We start from the raw sequence: 22,493 nt of genomic DNA, 5'->3' as shown, positions 1-22,493 counted from the left end.
AACTACCCTTCTCTCGAATCAATAAACGTAATCGGTTTACGGCTCATTTCGGGAAATTTCATTGCCTTAAGCGTAGCCAGGGGTTGCAGAACCAGATCCGGGACCACTCGAAGATTCGCTCTAAAATGTTCTTTTAACGCTTTACAGTCCGCAGCACTCAAAGCGTCTGACACATGAATCAAAAGTTTGTCGGTTCCCAGTTCGTTAGTGATGACTTCGATTACGTACAAGAGTACTTCTTCAAAACTAGTCAATACCTCAACCACACTTTGTGGGTAGAGCGTCGTACCTTTATATTTGATCATATGCTTTTTACGACCCAAGACCGGGCTGAGTCGCATCGTAGTACGACCACAACTACAGGGTTCTTTATGAGCACGCACCATATCTCCGGTGGTATAGCGCAATAACGGCATGGCTTCTACCCCCAGGGTTGTGATAACCAACTCCCCTACTTCGCCATCTTGGACTGCCTCTCCATCATCATCCAAGATTTCGGTTATAATCAGATCCGGATGGTGGTGTCCTCCATTGTGCGCGGCACACTCCGTAAAAGCCGTACTCATCTCGGTAGAGGCGTATGTTGAGTATAACTCAATATCCCATTTTTCTTTGATCTTAGCTCCCAGAGTATTGAGCTCAAAGTTTTGATCGCGCAAAGGTTCACCAATACAAATCGCAGCTTTTACCGAAGAAGCATTGTAATCAATACCATGCGCTTCGGCATAGGCGATTAATTTTAATAAAAACGACGGCACCACTATTAGATAGGTTGATTGAAAACGATGTATCGAATCCCATTGCAACTCAGGAATACCCGATCCTACGCGCACCATAGCGGCCCCTAACTTACGCGTCCCTAAAAAATACGCTAATCCTGCCATAAAACGTCGATCCAGTGTGGTGGTTAGTTGCACCACATCTTCTTTGGTGACTCCGGCAATAGCAAAAGAGCGGGATTCATTATCGGTAAGGCGTTTCAGATCCCGATCGGTTAACGCAAAAGTAACGGGCTTACCCAAAGTACCCGAAGTGGTAACATAATCTACAATCTCGGTTTTTGGGACGCATAAAAAGTCATCATTATACGCCTGAAGGTCTTCTTTGGTAGTTAGCGGTATGTATTTCAAATCTTCAACTGTAGTGATTTGATCGGCAGTTATTTTGTGCTCGGCAAACAATCGCTGATAATAAGGCGAATGTATCTGCATATACTGTAACAATACTGTAAGCTTCTCGTTTTGTAGTACTGCTGTTTGGGTAGCTAGCTGTTGTTCATTTTTCATAGGCATACTTACAATTTACGGTAGCTTTTTTTAATATAATTCTGTAGCATCTCCTCATCAGGAACCGTAGTTACTTCGCGTTGCAATGCTTTTTTAAAAGCAATAATTGCTGCTTTGTATTCTTTGTGCTCGTAATGGTATTTCCCCACCGTATAATGGGCTATCCAATAATCGGGATTGAGCTGTACAAGAGCCTGTAGCTCAGCTTCGGGAATCGTTTCTTTTGCTTCAATTAAGCTTTCTATACGGCGCTGTTCTTTACGAAAAGTTTCATAATCTTTGTAGGCTTGCGTTTCCACAAACGGATCTTCGGGAATCAGCAACGCTTCATTAGCTACACTACTTAAATCCTGTCGGGAACTAAATTTGTCAAATACAGTAGTTAAATCATATCCTACAAAGGCACCCAGTTGGTACGGATTGCTGGAGATCCATACTTTTAGTGCTTCCGGCTGAAAAATAATCCCGTGATAGGCCAACAATTGGTTCAGTGCTTTTTCGTTACCATAACCAATACGTGTATCGCCTAGCCCTTTGCGGTCTCTCAAAATTGAAACTCCGTGCTCCGGAGTTAGTTTTTCTGTTTGATTTAGCAATTCGGTCATTCGCTCGTAGCGGTATAAAGAGTGACTTTCTGCAATCGCTTTTTGGTTTCGCTCATCTGCTGCATACGCCTCACTTTGAAAATGATTCGAACATACCAGCTGATTGTCATTAGTAACCTCATACACTCCAAAATTCTTCGGAGCCACCTCTATCAGTACGGCTTTTTGATCAATAGCGCTTCCTATCATGATAGATTCTGAAACAAATACTTCTCGTTTTTTGGCTATAGCTATCGCTTCTTCAATTGTTGAAGCATACTGAAGGATTTCGCGTGTCAGGATCGAAATCGGTGTTTTAGCCACTAATGGTATTTTTGATTTTCCTGCGTTGATCGTTACGGTGAGTCCTTTTACATTCATCCCGGATACGGTACCCATCATTCCCGCCCAACCGTACATCATAAATCGATGTCCGTCGTTGGGCTTCATAAATACCACCATTTTTTCTTTTGCAAAATCATCACCTGCATAGAAATCAAAATTACGTCCGATTAATAAGTTTCCGTCAGCAGTTTTCTCATTCCACGCTGCAAACGAAGTGCAACCTACCAACATCAAATCCTGCAATGCATGACCAATATCGTGCGCGCCGTGTGCATAGAGCATGCGCACATAGGGTTCGGCAAAGGTATTGTAGTCATCGGATCCGTATCGGGAGAGTCCGTAAATTTCTTGTTTATATTCTTCGGGTACATGCAGATGTAACCTTCGGTTATACCAGGCTACGAGTTTACTTAGAAATTTCAAGTACCCTCGTGAGGGTACAAGTTCGGTCACCTTGCCGATAAATGCTTCTTCCTGTATTTTGATCAGCTCCCGGGTAAGACTCCCTGCGGCCAAGCCACGTTCCAGTGGATCACCTTCCAGATAGAGCTCCCAAATGCCTTGTTTATTTTTGCGAAGACTGTTGTTATTAAGTGTAAAGGTTGAATCATTAATGGTTGTTCGCGCCGTGTCAATCGTGGCCAGTCCCGTGAGATCTGGACGTGCAGACAGAGACTTCTTTACCCCGCAAGCAGAAACTATGCAAAGCATCACGCTACTCACTATGATCAAACGCAAACTCATCATGCTGTTCGTTGTTTTTCTTTTTCCTCGAGCGTCGAAGTGATACGGTTAAGCAAATAGTCTTTACCTAACAATTCTCCACAGGTAACCACCGCACTTATAGTTACGCCTAATACCCCATGCATATTTAATCCTTGTCCGGTAAATAATAGGTTTGGTATTTTGGTTCTTGGCGAGAGAAATGATTTCATCGGACTCTCAGCATCTTTGGCAAAGCCATACATCGATCCTTCATAACAACCAATATAATCACGATAGGACAATGGCGTGGATGTATGCACTGACTGAATACACTCCCGAATATTGGGAAATTTCTTTTCAATTTCTTTGAGATACGCTTCAATCTTACGTTGCTTAAATGCTTCATAATCCTCGCCGCGATCATTTTTTATCGCTACAGTATTAAAGGTATCTTCCCACGGCTTGGTTTCTTCATAGCGCATATATGCTATCGAGGTCAAATTATCTGCATACCCGGGATGTTTGCGATCCTCATTCATCGAAATCAAATACGCTTCGGGCCAAGACTCTTGCGTATAATTTTGTGTGGTCCACACTTTATCAATCGATTGGGTATGATAATAGTTATGATTTACATACGGGAAAGTACCCGGTTTAAAAACCAAATACAAACTGAAGGATGAAATGATACTTTCCGTATTCTGAATACGGTTATAATAGATGTTTCTGAAACGGTCCTTCCCAATAATCTGAAGCGTTAACTTGGGATCTACATTTGAGATAAACGTATCTCCAGAAAACACATCACCTTTGGTTGTAGTAACTGAGACCAATGTATCCTGTTCAAAATTAAACGCATTTACTTCCTGATATTTATGGATTGTTCCGCCCAAATTACGAAAACGTTTTACGAGTAATTTAGCAATCTGACTCCCACCATTAATACAACGCCATGCACTCTCTATATATGAATTGACCGATAATGCATGTACATAAAAAGGTGTTTTATCGGGATCGCCTGCATACAATAGGTTCGATCCGGCCAGAACAGCACGCAGGGTTTCATTCTGCGTAACGGTATCTATAAAATCTTTGGCTTTAAGCGTCAACAAATCTTCACCGTAGTACCGATCTCCTGATTTTAGGTTGTATAACGGAAAATTATAACATGTATCACGAACCTTATCGATATACTTTTTAATCCCTTCTGCTTCTTCGGGAAAATAGTGTGTGAGTTGTGTAACAAAATTATCATATCCCTGGGCGTGCGGATATTCAATATCCACACCATTAAAAGAAATCATGTCATAACCATCCGGATCCATCTGCTTGATCTTAAGATCGTCCATAATATCCAGATAATCAAAATAACGATACAGATTCTGACCTTTAGCTAAACCTCCGATATAATGAATGCCTGTATCAAAAATACTCTTATCCCGTACAAAGGTTTGTAGGTTTCCCCCAAACTGATTGTTCTTTTCGAGTACACATACTTTTTTACCTTCACGTGCCAGAATGTTGGCCGATACTAAGCCACCTAATCCGCTACCTATTATAACGACATCAAATGTTTCCCTCATGTCTGTCTTCTTTTCCATACGGTACACTCACCTTCTATAACACACTCAAAACTAGTTGTTAAATATGATGCAATTAATTCTTTGCCATTTCCTGCGATTATTTTAGTAATCTCTTCGTTTTTAATTATATCCTGAATCATTTGGCTATCCACTTCAAGCGTGTCCAGCAAAAATACATTTATTTTTGAGGGAAGAACAGTATGGAGGTCTACAAACTGAATAGTAGTACGCTTAACTGAAAAGCATCCCTGAGCTATCTTGCGTGCTTCTTGCGAAGTAAGTATTCCTGTAATTTTCGCATTTGGTTTTTTATAGCTTAGGTATATAGGCAACGCTCCGTGATCATCTGTAAGGGTGATTATTGAAGCATTATAATCAATCTGATTTGCCAGTACATACCAATTTTCAATATGATTAGACACATGCTTTTTTACTTCAGAAAAACAAGTTTTATATCGATAGTTATTCAGCACTTCTCGTTGATAATGCTTGACTCCTTCAACCTCTTGTTGTAATGAGGTGAAGGCTCCTTTAAAATATTTACTGATCTTTTTTGTTCGTAGTGCATAACCCTCTCCGTAATCTATATCTTCCGCACTGATGCGAGGTAAAATTTTGGCTGTTAAATTTCCATCGTTTATAATAAAATCTCCTTTGGGAGAAATTTGCGAGGTTCCATGAATTACTACAGGCACAATATCTAAACTCAATTGCTCTGCCAAGTAAAAGGAACCTTTATGAAAACGACGCATCTTGGCTGTATCCGTTCGGGATCCTTCGGGAAATGCAATGAGCGAATATCCTTGCTCCACTTTTGTCCGCAAATGCTCTACGCCGCCTTCTATACCAGAGGATACCGGATAAAACCCTGCTAATCGTACAGCTTTACCAAACACCGGAGATTCGTACACCCAATCTTTTACAAGATAAATCAGATTAGAATGTAACATCCCCACGGTTAAAATATCCAAAAAAGACGCATGATTTGCAATAATAATACACTGCTTATCAAACGTTTCTCCTGTTGGATTAAGCACCTTCTTTTTTACAAAGGGATTAGAGTATAACACCGATGCCATCATTCTGGAGACAATACGATGAAAAACTGCCATTTTTTTCTTTTTGGCTATTGGTAACCACGGAATGATAAGACTACTGAGTAACGATATAATAAACCCGCCAATGATGAAATACCCAAAACTGAATAGCGACCATAATGTCTGACGTACTTGCAACGGAGCAAGACCTTTGGCCGCTCTTCGTGTAATACAAAACTTGAAAAGCAAAGGTTGTATAGTAAACGCTACTATAGCAGCTGTAAAAATACCTATTAACGAGACCATCGATATCGAACGAAGCGCGGGATGTTTTGCGAAAATTAATACTCCAATACCTAAAACCGTTGTAATTACAGATAATAAAATTGAAGTTTTGTAAGTCGGTAATTCACGCGAGCCGTTGGTATACTCTTTGGCTAATCCATTGGTTATAAAAATGCTGTAATCTACACCCAATCCAAAAATAAAGGTGGAAATAATCACGTTGAAGATATTAAAATTGATATCCAGCAACTGCATAACACCTAAGGTTATTACCCACGTAATTGCAATCGGTATGATGGTAAGCAACACTAACAATATATCGCGGTAAAACAATAAAAGCAGTATTATCACCGCGATTAATGAGTAACCGATAAGCGCGTTAAAATCATCTTTAAGTGATCCTAACAACTTTTCATTAAGTTGCTTTCGATCGATAATTAAAGTATTAGAAACTTTATTGAGGGCCGCATACAATTGCTCCGTATCATCATCTGCTACCTTAACAGCCGACATAACTGTTGCAAAATCCGGTTGATTGGTGACAAATTCTTTAAGATACAACTGATCTATCTCTTGATACCGCGCATATAAAATTGGCTCGATCGGTGTCCGGATCAGGGTTTCAAACTGATCAAATACTGTCGGTTTAAACCCGAAAATTCTTCCTTCAGATCTTAATATGTTAAGCAGGGTATCACTTTTTTTCGGAGTCCAAAAGCGCTGCCATTGATCGATTTTTTCCTGTTGGGCTTCTTTTGACAACACGACGCCTCCTACAGAACTATAGTTGAGTATTTGTTGTTCCTGTTTATTAGCCGCTAAAACCCTATGTAGGGCATTATTGGTATTTAAGGCAGCATTTAATGAACTACCATAAGAAACAACATAAATTGTTTTAGCCTTATTATTATTTACACGATCCAGATCATTCTCTGCGGCAACCAGTTCTTCCGGCTGATAATTCATTTGATTCAAATCAGTGTCAAATCCAACCTTATGAAATAGCAACAACCCTATGATGAAAACCACCAGAATTATTACAATTAATGGTTTATTTTTATCGAACTGAACGTTCGAAAAATGATCCAACAGCGTCTTTTTTGGTTTTGTTTGCTTGGAAAATCGATATACCTGCGGAATAAAAATTAACGCAAATACGGACGCTCCAACGACACTGACCGCTGCAAAAATTCCAAGATCATTCAGTGCTTCTGACTTTACGAAAACCAAACATAAAAAAGCAACCGCCGTAGTAAGACTACTCATTAGTACCGGTAAGGCAACATCTTTGTAAAGTGCTTGTATGTTTTGATTATTTCTAAAATGTGTTAGAATATGTAAGGAGTAATCTAGCGTAATTCCTAATAATACGGATCCAATACCTAGGGAAATTGCTGAAATCTTACCTTTAAGCACATACAGAATGGCAATTGCCAACAAGGCTCCGAATACCGTTGGCGTAAAAATAATTAGCGGTACCGTGAGTTTACGATAAAATGCAATTAAAATAATTAATAGCAAAGTCATCGCAATGCTAATTGTTAGCTGAATGTCTTTTTTAATTTGCTTTGCATTGGCTACTGCATACAAGGTCGATCCAAATAGTACGGCTTTGGTGTCAGCATTCTCATAGTGCTTATTGACATGCTTTGTCAGTGATTGCAATTTTTCAATAAATATTGTATTCTCACCGGTTTCATTTGCGGCAAGAGCCGGCGTTATAAAGAGTAATAAATTACGATGATCCTTGGTGATTAAAAATCCATTATGCAATGTATAATTATCTCCCAATTGTAATTGAGTGAATTTTTTTAATCCAACGGGGGTAAGACCTAACGGATCTTTGACGATAAATTTTTTGGTTACAATGCCGGCTGGTGAAACTAATGCTTTATAATTATTTTTAACACGCTGTGCTATAGAATCCTGATTGAGTTGCTGTTCAATCTTAGCATAATCACTTTCGTCAAGAAAAAACGGAAGATGCTCATACACAAAATTATAAAGTTGCATCACATTGTTCTCTGGTACGCGTCCTTGGATTTCACCGATATACTTAGAAACTTTACCATCAAGGCTATCAATATAGGTTTCGGCAAACTGTGTAAGTGCATCAGGTTCTCCATTCGGATTACTAATGTTTACCACAATTTTATCTGCAAAGGACACTGTTTCTAACACTTTTTTTGTGACAGTCGATGCTCCGCTATCCGGTAAAAGTTTAGTAATGTCCTCTTCAAAGCCAATACGACTGGCCAACAATGCTACGGCAATTACTAATGTAATCATTAATGGCCAAGCCCAAAGTCGATGCTTTTTGAACCTATGATACATTGTAAGAAAAAATTTATGCATCTCGAGACTCGTGTTTTGATTTTGTTTTATTGAGGTACAGGTATGAAATACTCCCGAAGAGCAACGCTGATACAGTAGCTAAGATAAAGCTCCCTATAATATAATATGTTAACCCTTGCAGTATATCAGCTCCAGTCGTAATAGTTTCTATATCGAGCGTAAGATCCATAGACTGACCTGTAGCGAATCTGCCCAATTGTGCACTGCCATATATGATAAAAGGAATCATGGGTGGAATACTAATGTTGGAACAGATAAAAGCAATAGTTCGATTAAGTTTTAAGGCCGTTGCCAAAGTAAGCGCTAATAAAGTTTGCAGTCCCCAAAAAGGAGCAATGCCTATAAAAATTCCTAAAGCAATGGCAGCAGACTTTTTTAAAGGTGAATCAGTACTTCGTAAAATATCTTCTTTTATAAAGCGACGAAATCCTTTTTTCTGAAAGCGCTGAACTATTCTTTTAGGTCCATACCATAACAAGGTAAGTGTAAACAACCATGTGTTGAGCACACTTATTCGACTAAAATCCTGAAAAGGTCTGAAGTGTGAAACCCGTTCTTTTTCATCATATAAAACACGAATAGGTAAGTTACGTACTACGGCTCCGCGCCAGGCTAACTTAACAATCACTTCAATCTCTAATTCAAATTTGGTCGTGTATAATCGTAAGGTATCGATCGCTTTTAACGGGTATAATCTAAATCCGGACTGTGTATCGGTAAGTTGTATACCTGTCTCTACGTAAAACCAAAAGTTTGAGAATTTATTTCCAAAGCTACTTTTGCCGGGCACCGAAGGGTCATCCATCTTACGCGAACCTATTAGCAATAATGGTTCTTCTGTAGTATGATTTTCTAAGGCTTCAATAAATAAAGGCAAATCACTGGGGTAATGCTGTCCATCGCTATCGATCGTTATTGCATAATCAAAACCCATTTCGCTTGCTTTTTTAAACCCTTCCCGAAGCGCAACTCCTTTACCCCTATTTTGTTCAAAAGTAATGATTGTACACCGATCTTTATAGTCTTCTAGAATCAGGGGCGTTGCATCCGTAGCACCATCATTAACAATAATCAATTGATTTGTATAAGAAAGCACTCCCCTAAGTACCCTATCCAAGGTTTTTGCATTATTATACGTAGGTATAATTACACAGCAATGCAGCATATCAAAGCGTTGATTATATGTAGGTACTACAGTCACGTATTGTAATTTATTGGGGTTACGCAAAAATAGAATATTATTTAAGATAGTTAACCTTTGTAGAATGCTTTTAGTTATTTCTGATATATTGTCACATCTTCCTAATGTTTTTGATTAGAAATACCCATAAAAAGACGACAATACCCACTTAGGGTAAAAAGCATCATAAATTCATCTAAAAATTGTAAAGAAAATGCTCTAGTATAGCATGACGTTTTATTTCGTTTGTATTTTTGCTTTAGACGACAACCACACCAGTTTACGTATGAGTTTAACTATTGAAAACATTTTATTCATCGGTTCGCTACTATTATTTATTAGCATTATTGCTGGTAAGACCTCGTATCGATTTGGGGTACCAACGTTGATTCTTTTCTTGCTAATCGGAATGCTTGCCGGCTCAGACGGTTTAGCCAACATTCATTTTGATGATCCCAAACTGGCTCAATTTATTGGAATTGTTTCTTTAAACTTTATTCTCTTTTCAGGGGGACTGGATACCAGTTGGCCGGCAGTAAAACCTGTCTTATGGAAAGGCCTAACCCTATCTACTGTTGGAGTTTTATTAACCGCAGTATCGCTAGGAACCTTTGTTTGGTGGATTACCGATTTCACTATCTATGAAAGTATGTTGTTAGGATCCATCGTATCTTCTACCGATGCTGCGGCGGTTTTCTCCATATTACGCTCAAAAAGTTTAGCTCTAAAAGTAAACCTGAGACCCACCCTTGAGTTAGAAAGTGGTAGTAACGACCCTATGGCGTATGTCCTAACTATAGGCTTTCTCGCTGTGGTAGTTAATCAAGAGCTCAGTGTTCTGTCGATTATTCCCTTGTTTCTACAACAAATGATTTTAGGAGGGCTTTTTGGTTTTGCCTTCGGAAAATTAAGTAAATATGTAAACAACAAAATCAATCTTGATTTTGAAGGTTTGTACCCTGTACTTATTATAGCACTTATGTTCATCACCTTCTCTGCTACAGAGTTTGTAGGGGGAAATGGTTTTTTGGCGATTTATATTTGCGCAGTATATCTGGGTAATCAGGATTTGATTCATAAGAAAACGATTTTGAAGATGTTTGATGGATTAGCCTGGTTGATGCAAATAGTGCTCTTCCTTACTTTGGGGTTATTGGTTTTTCCTTCAGAAATATTACCGGTTATGGGTATCGGTCTTCTGATATCGGTCTTCTTAATTGTAATTGCACGTCCATTAAGTGTTTTCATCAGTTTACTGCCGTTTAAAATGAAATTGCGCCGTCGTTTCTATATATCTTGGGTTGGATTACGTGGTGCGGTACCTATTGTTTTTGCAACCTATCCGTTACTTGCCGATATTGATAAAGCGGATATGATTTTCAATATTGTATTTTTTATTGCAATTACGTCCGTACTTATACAAGGAACTACTTTATCTCTTGTAGCAAAATGGTTACACGTCGCTATACCTGAAAAGGTAAAGCCTATGGCTCCGACAGAAGTTTTTTTATCAGAACTTCCTAAAACTACTATGCAAGAAGTGACTATTCAAAAAGATTGGTGGGCTGTAGATAAGAAAATTGTTGAACTCGCTTTTCCCTCTACTGCGATTATAGCTATGATCAAACGCGGACAAAGCTATATTACTCCCAATGGATCGACCGTTATTGAGGCTAATGATGAGCTTATAATCCTTTCGAATTCAAAATTAGCTATTGAACAAATTTATGGGGTTTTAGAAAATGAATAAAGCTGCATACAGAAAAATGGAACTATATATTTTATAGGTATTTACAGTTACGCTGAAATAGATCAAACGAACAACGTATTGCTTTTAAGAACTTAATTTAGCAATTATCGCGGTAAAGAACGGCTCGGTAATAATTTTAATAAAAAAAGAGGCGTTCAAATAATTGAACACCTCTTCTATATAAAAGTTCAAAGCTATGTTTTATTTCTTAGTAAAGTGCGTTGATCGCAGTTATATCAGTACTAGAGAATTCTCCATCTTCATTAGATCCAAAACAAGCTAACATGATTGAATCAGTATAATCAGAACTTGGAGTTCCTGGAATCAAGATCGCTCCAACACCAGCTGAACCTTCGTTAGTATTTTGACCACAACTCTGACGAGATTGGTAGTCAGTATGACGGAAACCGATACAGTGACCCATCTCATGTGTCATTACGTGCTCAATAACATTAGTGCTGTAAGCATCAGTACCTTGATTAATTTGAATCCACTTATAAGCAGCTCCACCTGAAGGGAATCCAGCAGATCCACCACCACCGGCAGCTCCATTGTTATACACAACCATATCAGCATTAGTACTAGCACTAAAAGATACTGTAAAGTTAAGAGATGTATTTAAAGCGTTATAGTTATTTACCGCCCACTGTAAAGCAGTTCTCATTTTACTTGTCAAAGCGTAACCAGAACCAGTATACCCAATTACACTAATGTTACGGTTACCACTGGACACTAAGTTTGTAGTTCTGTATTGTTTGTTACCATCAGCTACTGCTTCAAGCTCAGCTAATTTATTTAATCCATCAACTGGGATGTTGATATCTCCAGCAACTAAATAGTTACCTGTAGTACCATCTAACATCGTTAATTTTTGAATAGTAACATCAGATGTATTCACACCTAGGTTAGCTAAACTTACTAATTGTTCTTTTGTAGGTTCTAGAGCAGCTTCTTGTGTCTCATTAGCAATTTCTTCTTTTTGACAAGACGTTGAGAATCCTGCTACGATAGCGCAAAGCGCCAATAATTTGATTTTTTTCATTTTTAATAAAGTTGAGTTTGTGTAGTTAATTTTTTATGAAAATAGACGTAACTAAGATCTATTTTCTTTACAATTTTGTAATAAGCTTTGAACTTTATCACATTTTCTGGGGATGAAGATATGATAATTTATTAAATAAAAAAGCCAATTATTTATACAATCCATTATGTTTACTGTAAAACCGTAAAATATCTTCAATAAAAACAGCAAATGCTTGCACTTTAAAAAGTGTTTATGTTTTAAAAAAAATCGATGAATAACATCATTTACGCTGCTTTAAAATAGTTTAACCTACTGAAAACGTAGAGTAACGAAAAATAGAATAGAAATTTACCTCTGAAACAACGCAACACTATAATAGGATGTTTCCTACAAATTATAAAATTTCCCAATAGCTGTGTTAAAATTTTAAAGTACACATAACCATAATCAAAAAAGACTGTCATTTCTGACAGTCTTTCAAATAATAATTAATGCTTTTATATAATCTCGGCACTCAATCCAGCCTCTTGTAATTTGGAGCATCGAGGTACTAACTCCTCATAAATTCCTGTCTTAACTATACACTTACCTTTAAAATGTACTAGAAAAGCACATTGCTCGGCCTGTATTGGTGTATGTTCACAACTATATATCAACGTATCTATAACATGATCAAAGGTATTTACATCATCGTTATACAAAACAATTTCGTTATTTTTTTGATCAACAGTTTGTTCTAATACTTCTTCTAAAACTTCCTCTTGAATACTCATGACTTATAAATTTTACACAAAAATACTATATTGAACTTAAAAATACAGTAGGAATTAGATTATTTTAACAGGTAACTCGCTGCTATCCAATTGTTTCTTTTCTTACTTGAAATAAATTTCAATTTGTTGCGCTCACATGCTGCATTAATGATTTCAAGATCTTCTTCATAAAATCCACTAAGGAATAACTGCCCATTAGTATTTAGGCATTTTGAGTAGGTGGCGATATCCTCCAATAAGATGTTTCTATTAATGTTTGCAATAATGATATCATAATTCCTCCCTGTTAACAAGGAAGCGTCACCCTCAAATACCTGTACTTTCTTTGCTAAGTTGCGAGTAACATTTTCCATCGTATTTACATAACACCAATTATCTATATCAATAGCATCGACTGCAATTGCACCTCTCATTTCTGCTAAAATTGCCAAAACACCTGTTCCACAACCCATATCCAAAACTGTTTTATTCTCAAAACCATTTTCCAGAATGTGTTGAATCATCATGTGAGTAGTTTCATGATGCCCCGTTCCAAATGACATTTTAGGTTCTATTAAAATATCGTATTTCACGTCGGGTTGTTTATGAAACGGTGCCCTCACACTACAGATATCATCGACCAAAATAGGATCAAAGTTCTTTTCCCATTCGATATTCCAGTTTACCTGCTCGATTTCCTCATACGTAAAGGTAATTTTAAAATTATCGGATGAAAGAATTTCAATTCCTTCCAAAATAGCATCATTCCACTCCTGTTTTTGAATATAAGCTTCTACTCCTTCTTCTGTTTCTACAAAACTTTCAAACCCAACAGCTCCTAATTCTGCAATCAAGATATCACTTGCTGGTTGTAGTGGTGTAACTGTAAAATAATAACCCACATAGATTGGCGTTGTCATACTTCTAATTTTGCGCAAAGTTATGCCTTCAAAACCAAAAAGACACCTATAATCGGTGTCTTTTTTAATACATAATTACTTTACAATATAAATGCAATTTTAGAACGCGTTAGCGATCGCGACAAAACTTTTTGCATCCAGTGCTGCTCCACCAATCAATCCTCCATCCACATCGGGATTCGAAAATAATTCTTGGGCATTCTCCGGTTTAACACTGCCTCCATAGAGAATAGAAACTTCATCTGCTATGTCATCGCCATATTTTTTAGCTACTGATTTACGGATAAAATCATGCATTTCTTGGGCTTGCTCTGGTGAGGCTGTTTCACCTGTCCCTATCGCCCAAACCGGCTCATAAGCCAACACAACTGACTCCCAATTCTCTTTTGCTATATGAAATAGTCCTTTTTCTAATTGCGTGAGCACTACGTCGAAATGTTTTTCGGCTTTTCTGTCTTTCAATTCCTCACCAAAACAAAAAATAATGCGCATATCATTTTCAATCGCAGTAGTAACTTTTTTTGCAAGTAACGCATCGGTCTCACCGAATAGCGCTCTGCGTTCGCTATGCCCCAGGATAACTGTATTCACTCCAATACTTTTAAGCATTTCTGCAGAAATTTCACCTGTAAACGCTCCGTGATCTGCAGCATTCATATTTTGCGCTGCTAACTTAATACCCGTTCCTTTCAATAATTCAAAGGTGTAATACAAATTCGTGAAAGCAGGTGACACTATAATCTCAGCATCCGGCATTGTTGATAATTCTGCTTTTATACCGGCAATCAACTCACCTGTTTCAGGCAGTGATTTATTCATTTTCCAGTTCCCGGCTACAATTTTTTTTCTCATATTTTGGTTTTTGTGTGATTAATAAACAATTTTTTTATCATATTCTAACTCTAGGATCCAACCATCCGTAAATAATATCAACCATACTATTGATAAGAATAAACAAAGAGGCTATGATCAATACTGCTCCCATAATAATAGGTAGATCCAACGCGTTGAGAGCATCTACTATTTCTTTTCCTAAGCCGTTCCAGCCAAAAATATATTCAACAAAGACTGCTCCGGCCAACATTGATGCAAACCAACCTGATACAGCGGTTACTACAGGATTCAATGAGTTCCTCAAAGCATGTTTTCTAATTATATTAAATTCACTAAGACCTTTAGCTCTTGCCGTTCTAATGTAATCCATGTTGAGCACTTCTAATAAAGAATTACGCATAAGCTGAGTGATCACTGCCAGTGGACGAATACCCAAAACGATTGAAGGTAATATTAAATTTTTCCATTGAATGTAGCTCCCTTCTCCGAAATCATCAACTTCATACAAACTACCTGTCATATTAAGGTGTGTATATTCTTGCAGCACATATCCAAACAACCAAGCAAAGATGATCGAGCTAAAAAATGACGGTACACTCATTCCAACTGTACTCACCAATTGAATTACATGATCCGGCCACCTATTTTTGGTTAAGGTGCTGATAATCCCAAAAATTACTCCGAATATTATCGCTATACTGATAGCCGACACTGCTAGCAAAGCAGTATTAGGTAAAGTTTCTTTAATAACCTGACTTACCTTTTTTCCATTTTTCTGAAAGGATTCTCGTAGGTAAGGTAATTTAAGCACTATTTGAATTTCGTCAAGATCCACAAGTACGGTTCCTGAATATTTACTGGTATTATAAAATGTAAAAGCGTCCTCTTCTTTATTATGGAAAGATAATGGGGACAAATCGTTGAGATAATATAGGTATTGTACTCCTAGAGGTTGATCGAAGCCATATTTTTTTCTCACATTTTGCAACTGTTCTTCGGTTTCATTTTGACCCAACATCATTTGTGCAGGATCACCGGGAAGAATAGTGAATAGGAAAAAAATCACGGTCACAACGCCAAAAAGCGTTAATAACGCATAACCGAACTTGGATAAATACTTATACATATTTTTTTAATCTTCACCGTTAGTTTCAAAATTGAGTTCATCACTGTCGTTCCAATGCAGTTTTTGCTTAATTGTACCTCGTTGTAATCTAAGTATTCCAGGATTGGAGCGCACTATTGTTTTTAAGGCTGTCTCATCTACGCTATAAAAATCTAAATCAAATTTAAAAGCTTGTTTAGCCTCCATTATTTGATCTGATATGGATGCTGACAGACCTATAACTTTATATCCGGCTTGTTGAGCATCCTTAACTAATGTATTTATTTTTTTCATGCCTTGTTTTTCACTCTTAAGCAGATTGTACATAACGATAACCAGTAATTTGTCTTCGTTTAAAAACTGCTTCGTATAATCTACCCCATCTTTTTCAATTGAAAAATCATGAATTGGAGGCACGTAACCTTCAGAAATTGTCTCTGTATCGACTGAAATAAATTCCCCGGAGAAAGATGGATAGCTTCCGGATGTAGTAATTATATGATCTTCTCCATTGGATCTGAATTTCCAATGGTACGCCAATTCAGCCTCAGGAGCGCCATCAGGAGTTTGCATCGCTTCTTCAATATTGACCCCAATTTTATATGGTCTGAAATCCAACCAAGGTAGATGCATCAAAACATAATAACCAAAGCCTAAGCATAGCGTAAAACATACAAAAACGATCCACTTATGTGAAGCTACCGCCCCAATAGGTTGAATATACTTTTTACCCACAAATAGAACAATTATGAACACCAAGAGTATAACGTCTTTGATAAACGACTCCCATGGAGTTAACGGAATGGCATCCCCAAAACAACCACAATCTGTTACTTTATTAAAATATGCAGAATAGAAAGTTAAGAAAGTGAAGAACACAATCATACCCATAAGTGACCAAAGTGTTACTTTCTTAAGATACCCTAATAATAAAGTTACTCCTACAAGTATTTCAAAAATCACCAGAAAAATTGCTATTAAAAGCGCAAAAGGAATTAAAAATTCTAAGCCAAGTACATTAGCGTCAAAATATTCTTGCAGTTTGTATGAAAATCCTAATGGATCATTAAGTTTTATAAACCCTGAAAATATAAATAATACACCGACTATAATTCGTGAAATATGAACAAGTATCTTCATTATCTTTATTTAATTTTAAATTGTTAGGATTAGATCCATTTTTCATCAATAACTCGTTACTTTTTATGAGCCTCAAGATGAATCATAGCAAAAATAGAATAATTAATCATGTCCTGATAATTTGCGTCGATCCCTTCGCTCACGACAGTTTTACCCTGATTATCTTCGATTTGTTTGACCCGTAGTAATTTTTGTAAGATCAAATCCGTTAGTGAACTCACCCGCATTTCTCTCCATGCCTCTCCATAGTCATGATTTTTATCCAACATGAGCTGCTTGGTTATCCCGATATGTTTATTATAAAGCTCTATAGCATCTTTTGCTGAAAGATCAGGTTGGGTAGCAATACCCCTTTCAATCTGTATTAAGGCCATAATACTATAATTAACAATGCCAATAAATTCGGCTACTTCATTCTCCTCGATTTTTTGAGTTTCGTTTTCTTGAAGACTTCGAATGCGTTGTGCTTTAATAAATATTTGGTCAGTGAGAGAAGGTAATCTTAAAATTCGCCATGCGCTTCCGTAATCTTGCATTTTTTTGGTAAATAAATCACGGCATTGGGCTACAATTATATCGTATTGACTGGAGGTATCCTGCATTTTGTTCTTCTATTTTGCGTAAATTTCGCGTTATTAAAGCAATTATGCCAAATTATCGACAAAATAACTGAAAATTACTTTTGACTACTCTTAAGTTAAACAGAAATTCGTTTAGTTACTAAAGCGATATAGCATAAATGTAAGTACTAAAGTATAGATTTTAAAATAGCTCTCCATGATACCAACTCAAAAGTTGAATTATACTCTCAATTGTAAAGGCACATTGGTGGATTTATCAACTCCCAAAGTTATGGGCATTCTTAATCTTACCCCGGATTCATTTTATGACGGCGGTAAGCACAAAGATGTAAACGACATCCTGAATCACACCGAAGGCATGTTGAGTGAGGGTGCAACTTTTATTGACTTGGGAGGTTACTCATCACGACCGGGGGCAACCAATATTACGGTGGATGAGGAGTTAAAAAGAGTACTTCCGATTATTGATATTCTTACAAAGAAGTTTCCAGAAATTTTAATTTCAATAGACACCTTTAGAAGTGCAGTTGCAAAAAAAGCAATTGAGGCAGGAGCAGCACTCGTTAATGATATTTCGGCAGGTATGTTGGACATAGAAATGATACCAGTTGTCGGAAAATTAAAAGTTCCTTACATCATGATGCATATGAAAGGTAGTCCGCAAACCATGGCATCCAATGCAGTTTATGAGAATGTGATTATTGAAATGAAATCATACTTTTCATATCGGATCGCCGAGGCACGTAAGTATCAGATAAGTGATATTATAATTGATCCAGGCTTCGGATTCGCTAAAAATAATTCTTATAATTTTGAGATTTTGAAGCAGATGAATCTTTTTCAGTCGCTTAATGCCCCAGTATTAGCAGGGCTCTCAAGAAAATCGATGATATACAAGACTCTAGATAAAACACCGCAAGAAGCACTTAACGGTACCACATGTCTTAATACGATTGCCTTACTTCAAGGCGCTTCAATTTTAAGAGTACATGATGTAGCTGAGGCTAAAGAATGTATTACGCTTCTAAATGCCTTTAAAAATTAAATTTCATATTTTTACAAAAACATCTTTGGATTGGACATAATAAACCTAAGAATACTTGATATAGTTGACATCGTACTGGTTGCATTTCTATTATACTATATCTATAAGCTAGTAAAAGGAACAGCAGCAATCAATATTTTTATCGGAATTGTGATGATTTACTTGGTTTGGAAATTGACACAATTATTAGCCATGGAAATGTTGAGTAGTGTTTTAGGTGAATTCATCGGGGTGGGAATGTTTGCACTTATCGTGGTTTTTCAGCAAGAAATAAGAAAATTTCTTTTAATGATTGGTTCTACTAATTTCGGAAGAAGGCGCAAGTTTTTAAGAACCTTAAAATTCATGAGAGACGCTCCAGAAGAGAGCTTAACGGATATCAATTCTATTCTTGCTGCATGCAAAAATATGAGTAAGACCCATACAGGAGCCATTATTGTAATTAAACGCAGTACCTCCTTAGATTTTGTCAAAACCTCTGGCGATGTAATGGACATCAAATTGAACACACCGATTATACTAAGCATCTTTTATAAAAATAGCACATTGCACGATGGGGCTATGATTATTGAGGACAACAAGATCACAGCAACGCGTGTGATTCTACCCGTAACCAATGACAGAGATATCCCCCTACGCTACGGTTTGAGGCATAGAGCAGCTTTAGGAATTACCGAAAAAACTGATGCAGTAGCTTTAATTGTGAGTGAAGAAACCGGCCAAATCTCGTACGTAAAGAATGGAGAATTCATAAAATTTGAAACACTGGATGAACTCAATGAAAAATTAAAAAAAGAGCTTATTTAGATACTTACTCCAAAACAGTTGCAAATTGAACATCGTATAAATTTTTATAATATCCCTGATCGATCGTAAGTAATTCATCATGACTTCCTTGTTCCACAATTTTACCTTGATCCATCACGATGATTGTATCCGCTTTTCTGATCGTAGCTAATCTGTGAGCAATAACGATAGAAGTTCGCCCTTGAGTAATTTTATTTGTTGCATCTTGAATTAACTGTTCACTGTGCGAGTCTATTGAAGAGGTAGCCTCATCCAATACTAAGATACCGGGATCACTAACATAGGCTCTCAAAAAAGAAATCAATTGCCTCTGACCTGACGATAACATCGCTCCACGTTCTTTAACATTATAATGGTAACCACTTGGAAGCGTCATGATAAAATCATGAATTCCTATTTGTTTGGCTGCAGCTATAACATCCTCTTCACTAATCTCAGGGTTGTAAAGTGTTATGTTATTCAGAATAGTATCTGCAAATAAAAATACGTCTTGCAATACCAAAGCAATATTATCACGCAGTGATTTTAAATTAATTTTAGTAATATCTACTTGATCAATATAGATAGATCCTCCGTCAATTTCATAGAATCTACTCAACAAGTTGATAATAGTGGATTTTCCGGCACCGGTAGCTCCTACAATTGCAACAGTTTCTCCATGCTTAACTTTAAAAGAAACTCCTTTTAAAACCTCTTCATCCTTAACATAACTAAATCGTACATTCTCAAATCTAATATCTCCTTTTAACGCTTCAATAATTTTCGTGCCGTCGTTTATGATCCGAGATTCTGTATCAAGGATTTTAAAAACCCGATTAGCAGCTACCATTCCCATTTGAAGCGTATTGAACTTATCTGCTATTTGACGTAGCGGGCGAAAAAGCATCTGAGCAAGTTCAATAAATGCAATAACGATACCTAGACTTAGTCCATCACCTTGTGCTGCCTGTAACCCCCCAAACCAAACAATGAGTCCTATTGTTATTGAACTAGACATTTCTGCTATAGGAAAGAATATTGAATTATACCAAACGGTTTTAACCCATGCTTTTCTATGCTTTTCATTTATGGACTTGAATCGCTGGTATTCTGTTTCTTCACGTGTAAATAACTGAACTATTTTCATACCAGTTATACGCTCTTGAACAAAAGAGTTAAGGTTGGATACCTGAGTTCTTACTTCTTCAAAAGCAGATTTCATTTTTTTCTGAAATACTCTGGTGGCGTAAAGAATCAATGGGAGTATGGAAAAAACAATCAAAGCTAGTTCCCAACTTTGATACAACATGAATCCCATAATGACAAGCATTTTGAGTAAATCGCTGATGATCATAAACAATCCCTGGCTAAAAATACTCGAAATGGTTTCTATATCGCTCACCGCTCTGGTAACTAAACGTCCTACCGCAGATTGATCATAATATTGCTTTTTGAACGCTATCATATGACCAAAAAGATTGATCCGTAAGTCACGAACTACTTGTTGTCCCAACCAATTTGCAAAAAATATAAAGAGAAATTGAAAAATCACCTCCAACATCAAAATCCCAAACATGAGTGCTATATAATAAAATAACAAATCGTTATCTTTAGGGATGATGCTTTCATCAATGGTAATCTGAAGAATATACGGTCTCAGTACCGTGACTACCGAAAGTAAAATTGCGGATAGCCCAACAAAATAAAATGTTAGACGATAAGGATTCGTATAACTAATTAATCGTTGAAATAATTTAAAATCAAATGCCTTTCCTGATTGCTCTGCCATTTATTCAATATATATTGTTTTAGGATACTCAACTGCCGTAAGAAACAATCCCGCAGCGGGAACCGAATATCCTGCCTCTCCTCTATCTTCGCTCATGATAATTCGTTCGAGATCTACTACACTTAATTTGTGTTCTCCAATTTCAATAAGCGTTCCAACAATCGCTCTTACCATATTACGTAAAAAACGATTTGCAGATATTTTAAAAATTAATCCATTTTCTATAACCTCCCATTTAGCCTCGGCTATATCACAGTTGTATGTTTTTACATCCGTTTTAGACTTGCTAAAGCACTTAAAGTTTGTATAATTTAGCAACATTTCTGCCGCTTCATTCATTACTGTAAGGTCTAACTTCTTTTTCAAATAATATGTTGTATCAATTGCAAACGGATTCTTTATAAAGGATATGTGATACTCATACGAACGGCTAACTGCATCAAATCTAGCGTGTGCCGAAGGTCTTACTTTGCGCACTCCGTATACCGCAATCTCTTTGGGAAGGATACAGTTGAGCTTATAGCGTAGCGTTTCCTCATCCAAATTTTTATCAACGTCAAAATGAGCCATTAGCTGTTTTGCATGTACACCAGTATCTGTTCTACCAGCTCCCATTATCCCAATCTCTTCTCTAAGTATCATCGATAAAGCTTGTTCTATGGTTTCTTGTACCGATACTGCGTTTGGTTGTCGTTGCCAACCATGATAAGGTGTGCCATTATAAGCAAGTTCCAAAAAATATCTCAAATCAATACCTTATTTTTGCGTAAATCTAAGGAACAAATATAGTTCTTCTGCCCTAAACTTTGGATACTACTATGTAACTGTTTCTTTATTATAACATAAGTTAACCTTATATATTTTGACAAAAATTTTACTTCTCAGCGATACACATAGTTATATTGACGATCGCATATTACATTATATACAAGAAGCGGATCAAATATGGCACGCTGGCGACATTGGAGACAATGCCGTCACTGATAAAATTAAAGCTCTTAAACCATTAATCGCAGTGTATGGTAATATTGATAATCATACGATCAGAAAAGAATTTCCTCTACACCAACGCTTTACTTGCGAGGGTGTCTCAGTCTGGATAACACATATCGGTGGGTATCCTCCTAAATATAACAGCAATACAAGGGATGAGATTAAATCAAATCCACCTAAGCTTTTTATCTGCGGACACTCACACATACTCAAAGTTATGATGGACAAAAACAATGGCGTACTGCATATGAATCCCGGTGCAGCAGGTAAGCATGGTTTCCACAAAACCAGAACAATGTTACGATTTACTATAGATTCTGGAAAGATTGACAACCTTGAGGTAATAGAATTAGGAGCAAAATAAAACCCGAAGTTGGCATACTTCGGGTTTTAACGCACTAATACTACTAAGAT

General features: G+C 37.0%; 18 protein-coding genes. 4 read left to right on the top strand and 14 right to left on the bottom strand.

Annotated elements, in window-relative coordinates; translation table 11 throughout:
• Positions 1 to 2: 2 nt before the first annotated feature.
• Genes BD809_RS09080 through BD809_RS09060 form a run of 5 tightly spaced genes read right to left on the bottom strand, consistent with a single transcriptional unit; the run spans position 3 to position 9,345 of the window.
• Positions 3 to 1,286 carry a phenylacetate--CoA ligase family protein gene (locus tag BD809_RS09080; protein ID WP_394348848.1) on the bottom strand — a complete coding sequence of 428 codons (1,284 nt, stop codon included), beginning with the start codon at positions 1,284 to 1,286 and terminating at the stop codon, positions 3 to 5.
• 8 nt (positions 1,287 to 1,294) lie between these two features.
• A complete protein-coding gene (locus BD809_RS09075; protein ID WP_317130862.1) occupies positions 1,295 to 2,962 on the bottom strand; it encodes a C45 family peptidase in 1,668 nt (555 codons plus the stop codon).
• Positions 2,959 to 4,521, bottom strand: a complete 1,563-nt coding sequence (locus BD809_RS09070) for a phytoene desaturase family protein (protein WP_246131484.1) — start codon at positions 4,519 to 4,521, stop codon at positions 2,959 to 2,961. Before BD809_RS09070 ends, BD809_RS09075 begins: the two co-directional genes overlap by 4 nt.
• Positions 4,500 to 8,180, bottom strand: a complete 3,681-nt coding sequence (locus tag BD809_RS09065) for an MMPL family transporter (RefSeq protein WP_148782653.1) — start codon at positions 8,178 to 8,180, stop codon at positions 4,500 to 4,502. Before BD809_RS09065 ends, BD809_RS09070 begins: the two co-directional genes overlap by 22 nt.
• Positions 8,173 to 9,345, bottom strand: a complete 1,173-nt coding sequence (locus BD809_RS09060) for a DUF2062 domain-containing protein (RefSeq protein WP_148782779.1) — start codon at positions 9,343 to 9,345, stop codon at positions 8,173 to 8,175. The genes BD809_RS09065 and BD809_RS09060 overlap by 8 nt, the downstream gene beginning before the upstream one ends.
• Before the next feature lie 301 nt (positions 9,346 to 9,646).
• Between BD809_RS09060 and BD809_RS09055 the strand changes: the two genes are divergently transcribed.
• The gene (locus tag BD809_RS09055) at positions 9,647 to 11,110 is read left to right on the top strand and encodes a potassium/proton antiporter (protein ID WP_148782652.1); all 1,464 of its coding nucleotides are present in this window, start codon (positions 9,647 to 9,649) and stop codon (positions 11,108 to 11,110) included.
• Between the two features lie 208 nt (positions 11,111 to 11,318).
• Here the strand turns inward: BD809_RS09055 and BD809_RS09050 are convergent, their stop codons facing one another.
• The 7 genes from BD809_RS09050 to BD809_RS09020 form a co-directional block, all read right to left on the bottom strand.
• Complete coding sequence (locus tag BD809_RS09050; protein ID WP_148782651.1) at positions 11,319 to 12,152, bottom strand: M57 family metalloprotease; 834 nt, start codon at positions 12,150 to 12,152, stop codon at positions 11,319 to 11,321.
• Positions 12,153 to 12,631: 479 nt separating this feature from the next.
• On the bottom strand, positions 12,632 to 12,907 hold the full coding sequence (locus BD809_RS09045) for an ATP-dependent Clp protease adaptor ClpS (RefSeq protein ID WP_148782650.1): 276 nt from the start codon (positions 12,905 to 12,907) through the stop codon (positions 12,632 to 12,634).
• A gap of 59 nt (positions 12,908 to 12,966) precedes the next feature.
• Positions 12,967 to 13,806, bottom strand: a complete 840-nt coding sequence (gene prmA, locus BD809_RS09040) for a 50S ribosomal protein L11 methyltransferase (protein WP_148782649.1) — start codon at positions 13,804 to 13,806, stop codon at positions 12,967 to 12,969.
• A 99-nt stretch (positions 13,807 to 13,905) separates the two neighbouring features.
• Positions 13,906 to 14,658 carry a triose-phosphate isomerase gene (tpiA, locus tag BD809_RS09035; protein ID WP_148782648.1) on the bottom strand — a complete coding sequence of 251 codons (753 nt, stop codon included), beginning with the start codon at positions 14,656 to 14,658 and terminating at the stop codon, positions 13,906 to 13,908.
• A gap of 37 nt (positions 14,659 to 14,695) precedes the next feature.
• Positions 14,696 to 15,766, bottom strand: coding sequence for an ABC transporter permease (locus BD809_RS09030; RefSeq protein ID WP_148782647.1), 1,071 nt, complete (start codon positions 15,764 to 15,766; stop codon positions 14,696 to 14,698).
• 6 nt (positions 15,767 to 15,772) lie between these two features.
• Positions 15,773 to 16,885 carry a BT_3928 family protein gene (locus tag BD809_RS09025; protein WP_148782646.1) on the bottom strand — a complete coding sequence of 371 codons (1,113 nt, stop codon included), beginning with the start codon at positions 16,883 to 16,885 and terminating at the stop codon, positions 15,773 to 15,775.
• A gap of 56 nt (positions 16,886 to 16,941) precedes the next feature.
• A complete protein-coding gene (locus tag BD809_RS09020; protein WP_148782645.1) occupies positions 16,942 to 17,487 on the bottom strand; it encodes a DUF1599 domain-containing protein in 546 nt (181 codons plus the stop codon).
• Positions 17,488 to 17,662: 175 nt separating this feature from the next.
• On the opposite strand from BD809_RS09020, the gene folP reads away from it, so the two are divergent.
• Positions 17,663 to 18,511 (top strand): dihydropteroate synthase, encoded by an 849-nt coding sequence (gene folP, locus BD809_RS09015; RefSeq protein WP_148782644.1) that lies wholly within the window; start codon positions 17,663 to 17,665, stop codon positions 18,509 to 18,511.
• Between the two features lie 30 nt (positions 18,512 to 18,541).
• Positions 18,542 to 19,318, top strand: a complete 777-nt coding sequence (gene cdaA, locus BD809_RS09010) for a diadenylate cyclase CdaA (RefSeq protein WP_148782643.1) — start codon at positions 18,542 to 18,544, stop codon at positions 19,316 to 19,318.
• Positions 19,319 to 19,322: 4 nt separating this feature from the next.
• Here cdaA and BD809_RS09005 read toward each other — a convergent pair whose 3' ends face one another.
• A complete protein-coding gene (locus BD809_RS09005; protein WP_148782642.1) occupies positions 19,323 to 21,086 on the bottom strand; it encodes an ABC transporter ATP-binding protein in 1,764 nt (587 codons plus the stop codon).
• Positions 21,087 to 21,833, bottom strand: coding sequence for a tRNA pseudouridine(38-40) synthase TruA (truA, locus tag BD809_RS09000; protein ID WP_148782641.1), 747 nt, complete (start codon positions 21,831 to 21,833; stop codon positions 21,087 to 21,089).
• Between the two features lie 115 nt (positions 21,834 to 21,948).
• Here truA and BD809_RS08995 point away from each other — a divergent pair, with 115 nt between their 5' ends.
• A complete protein-coding gene (locus BD809_RS08995; RefSeq protein ID WP_148782640.1) occupies positions 21,949 to 22,443 on the top strand; it encodes a metallophosphoesterase family protein in 495 nt (164 codons plus the stop codon).
• The last annotated feature ends 50 nt before the right edge of the window (positions 22,444 to 22,493 follow it).

This window comes from Aquimarina intermedia, assembly GCF_008124785.1.
GTDB lineage: Bacteria > Bacteroidota > Bacteroidia > Flavobacteriales > Flavobacteriaceae > Aquimarina > Aquimarina intermedia.
Note: the sequence above shows the minus strand (reverse complement) of the source record. Positions and strands in the feature narration are given on the sequence as shown.

Excerpts from the sequence above, each read along its gene's own strand:
- tpiA (WP_148782648.1), bottom strand. The coding sequence starts at position 14,658 with ATGAGAAAAAAAATTGTAGCCGGGAACTGGAAAATGAATAAATCACTG.
- BD809_RS09080 (WP_394348848.1), bottom strand. The coding sequence starts at position 1,286 with ATGAAAAATGAACAACAGCTAGCTACCCAAACAGCAGTACTACAAAAC.
- BD809_RS09075 (WP_317130862.1), bottom strand. The coding sequence starts at position 2,962 with ATGATGAGTTTGCGTTTGATCATAGTGAGTAGCGTGATGCTTTGCATA.
- BD809_RS09025 (WP_148782646.1), bottom strand. The coding sequence starts at position 16,885 with ATGAAGATACTTGTTCATATTTCACGAATTATAGTCGGTGTATTATTT.
- BD809_RS09065 (WP_148782653.1), bottom strand. The coding sequence starts at position 8,180 with ATGCATAAATTTTTTCTTACAATGTATCATAGGTTCAAAAAGCATCGA.
- folP (WP_148782644.1), top strand. The coding sequence starts at position 17,663 with ATGATACCAACTCAAAAGTTGAATTATACTCTCAATTGTAAAGGCACA.
- BD809_RS09050 (WP_148782651.1), bottom strand. The coding sequence starts at position 12,152 with ATGAAAAAAATCAAATTATTGGCGCTTTGCGCTATCGTAGCAGGATTC.
- BD809_RS09070 (WP_246131484.1), bottom strand. The coding sequence starts at position 4,521 with ATGGAAAAGAAGACAGACATGAGGGAAACATTTGATGTCGTTATAATA.
- BD809_RS09060 (WP_148782779.1), bottom strand. The coding sequence starts at position 9,345 with ATGCTGCATTGCTGTGTAATTATACCTACGTATAATAATGCAAAAACC.
- BD809_RS09005 (WP_148782642.1), bottom strand. The coding sequence starts at position 21,086 with ATGGCAGAGCAATCAGGAAAGGCATTTGATTTTAAATTATTTCAACGA.
- BD809_RS09045 (WP_148782650.1), bottom strand. The coding sequence starts at position 12,907 with ATGAGTATTCAAGAGGAAGTTTTAGAAGAAGTATTAGAACAAACTGTT.
- prmA (WP_148782649.1), bottom strand. The coding sequence starts at position 13,806 with ATGACAACGCCAATCTATGTGGGTTATTATTTTACAGTTACACCACTA.
- BD809_RS09055 (WP_148782652.1), top strand. The coding sequence starts at position 9,647 with ATGAGTTTAACTATTGAAAACATTTTATTCATCGGTTCGCTACTATTA.
- BD809_RS09020 (WP_148782645.1), bottom strand. The coding sequence starts at position 17,487 with ATGCAGGATACCTCCAGTCAATACGATATAATTGTAGCCCAATGCCGT.
- BD809_RS09030 (WP_148782647.1), bottom strand. The coding sequence starts at position 15,766 with ATGTATAAGTATTTATCCAAGTTCGGTTATGCGTTATTAACGCTTTTT.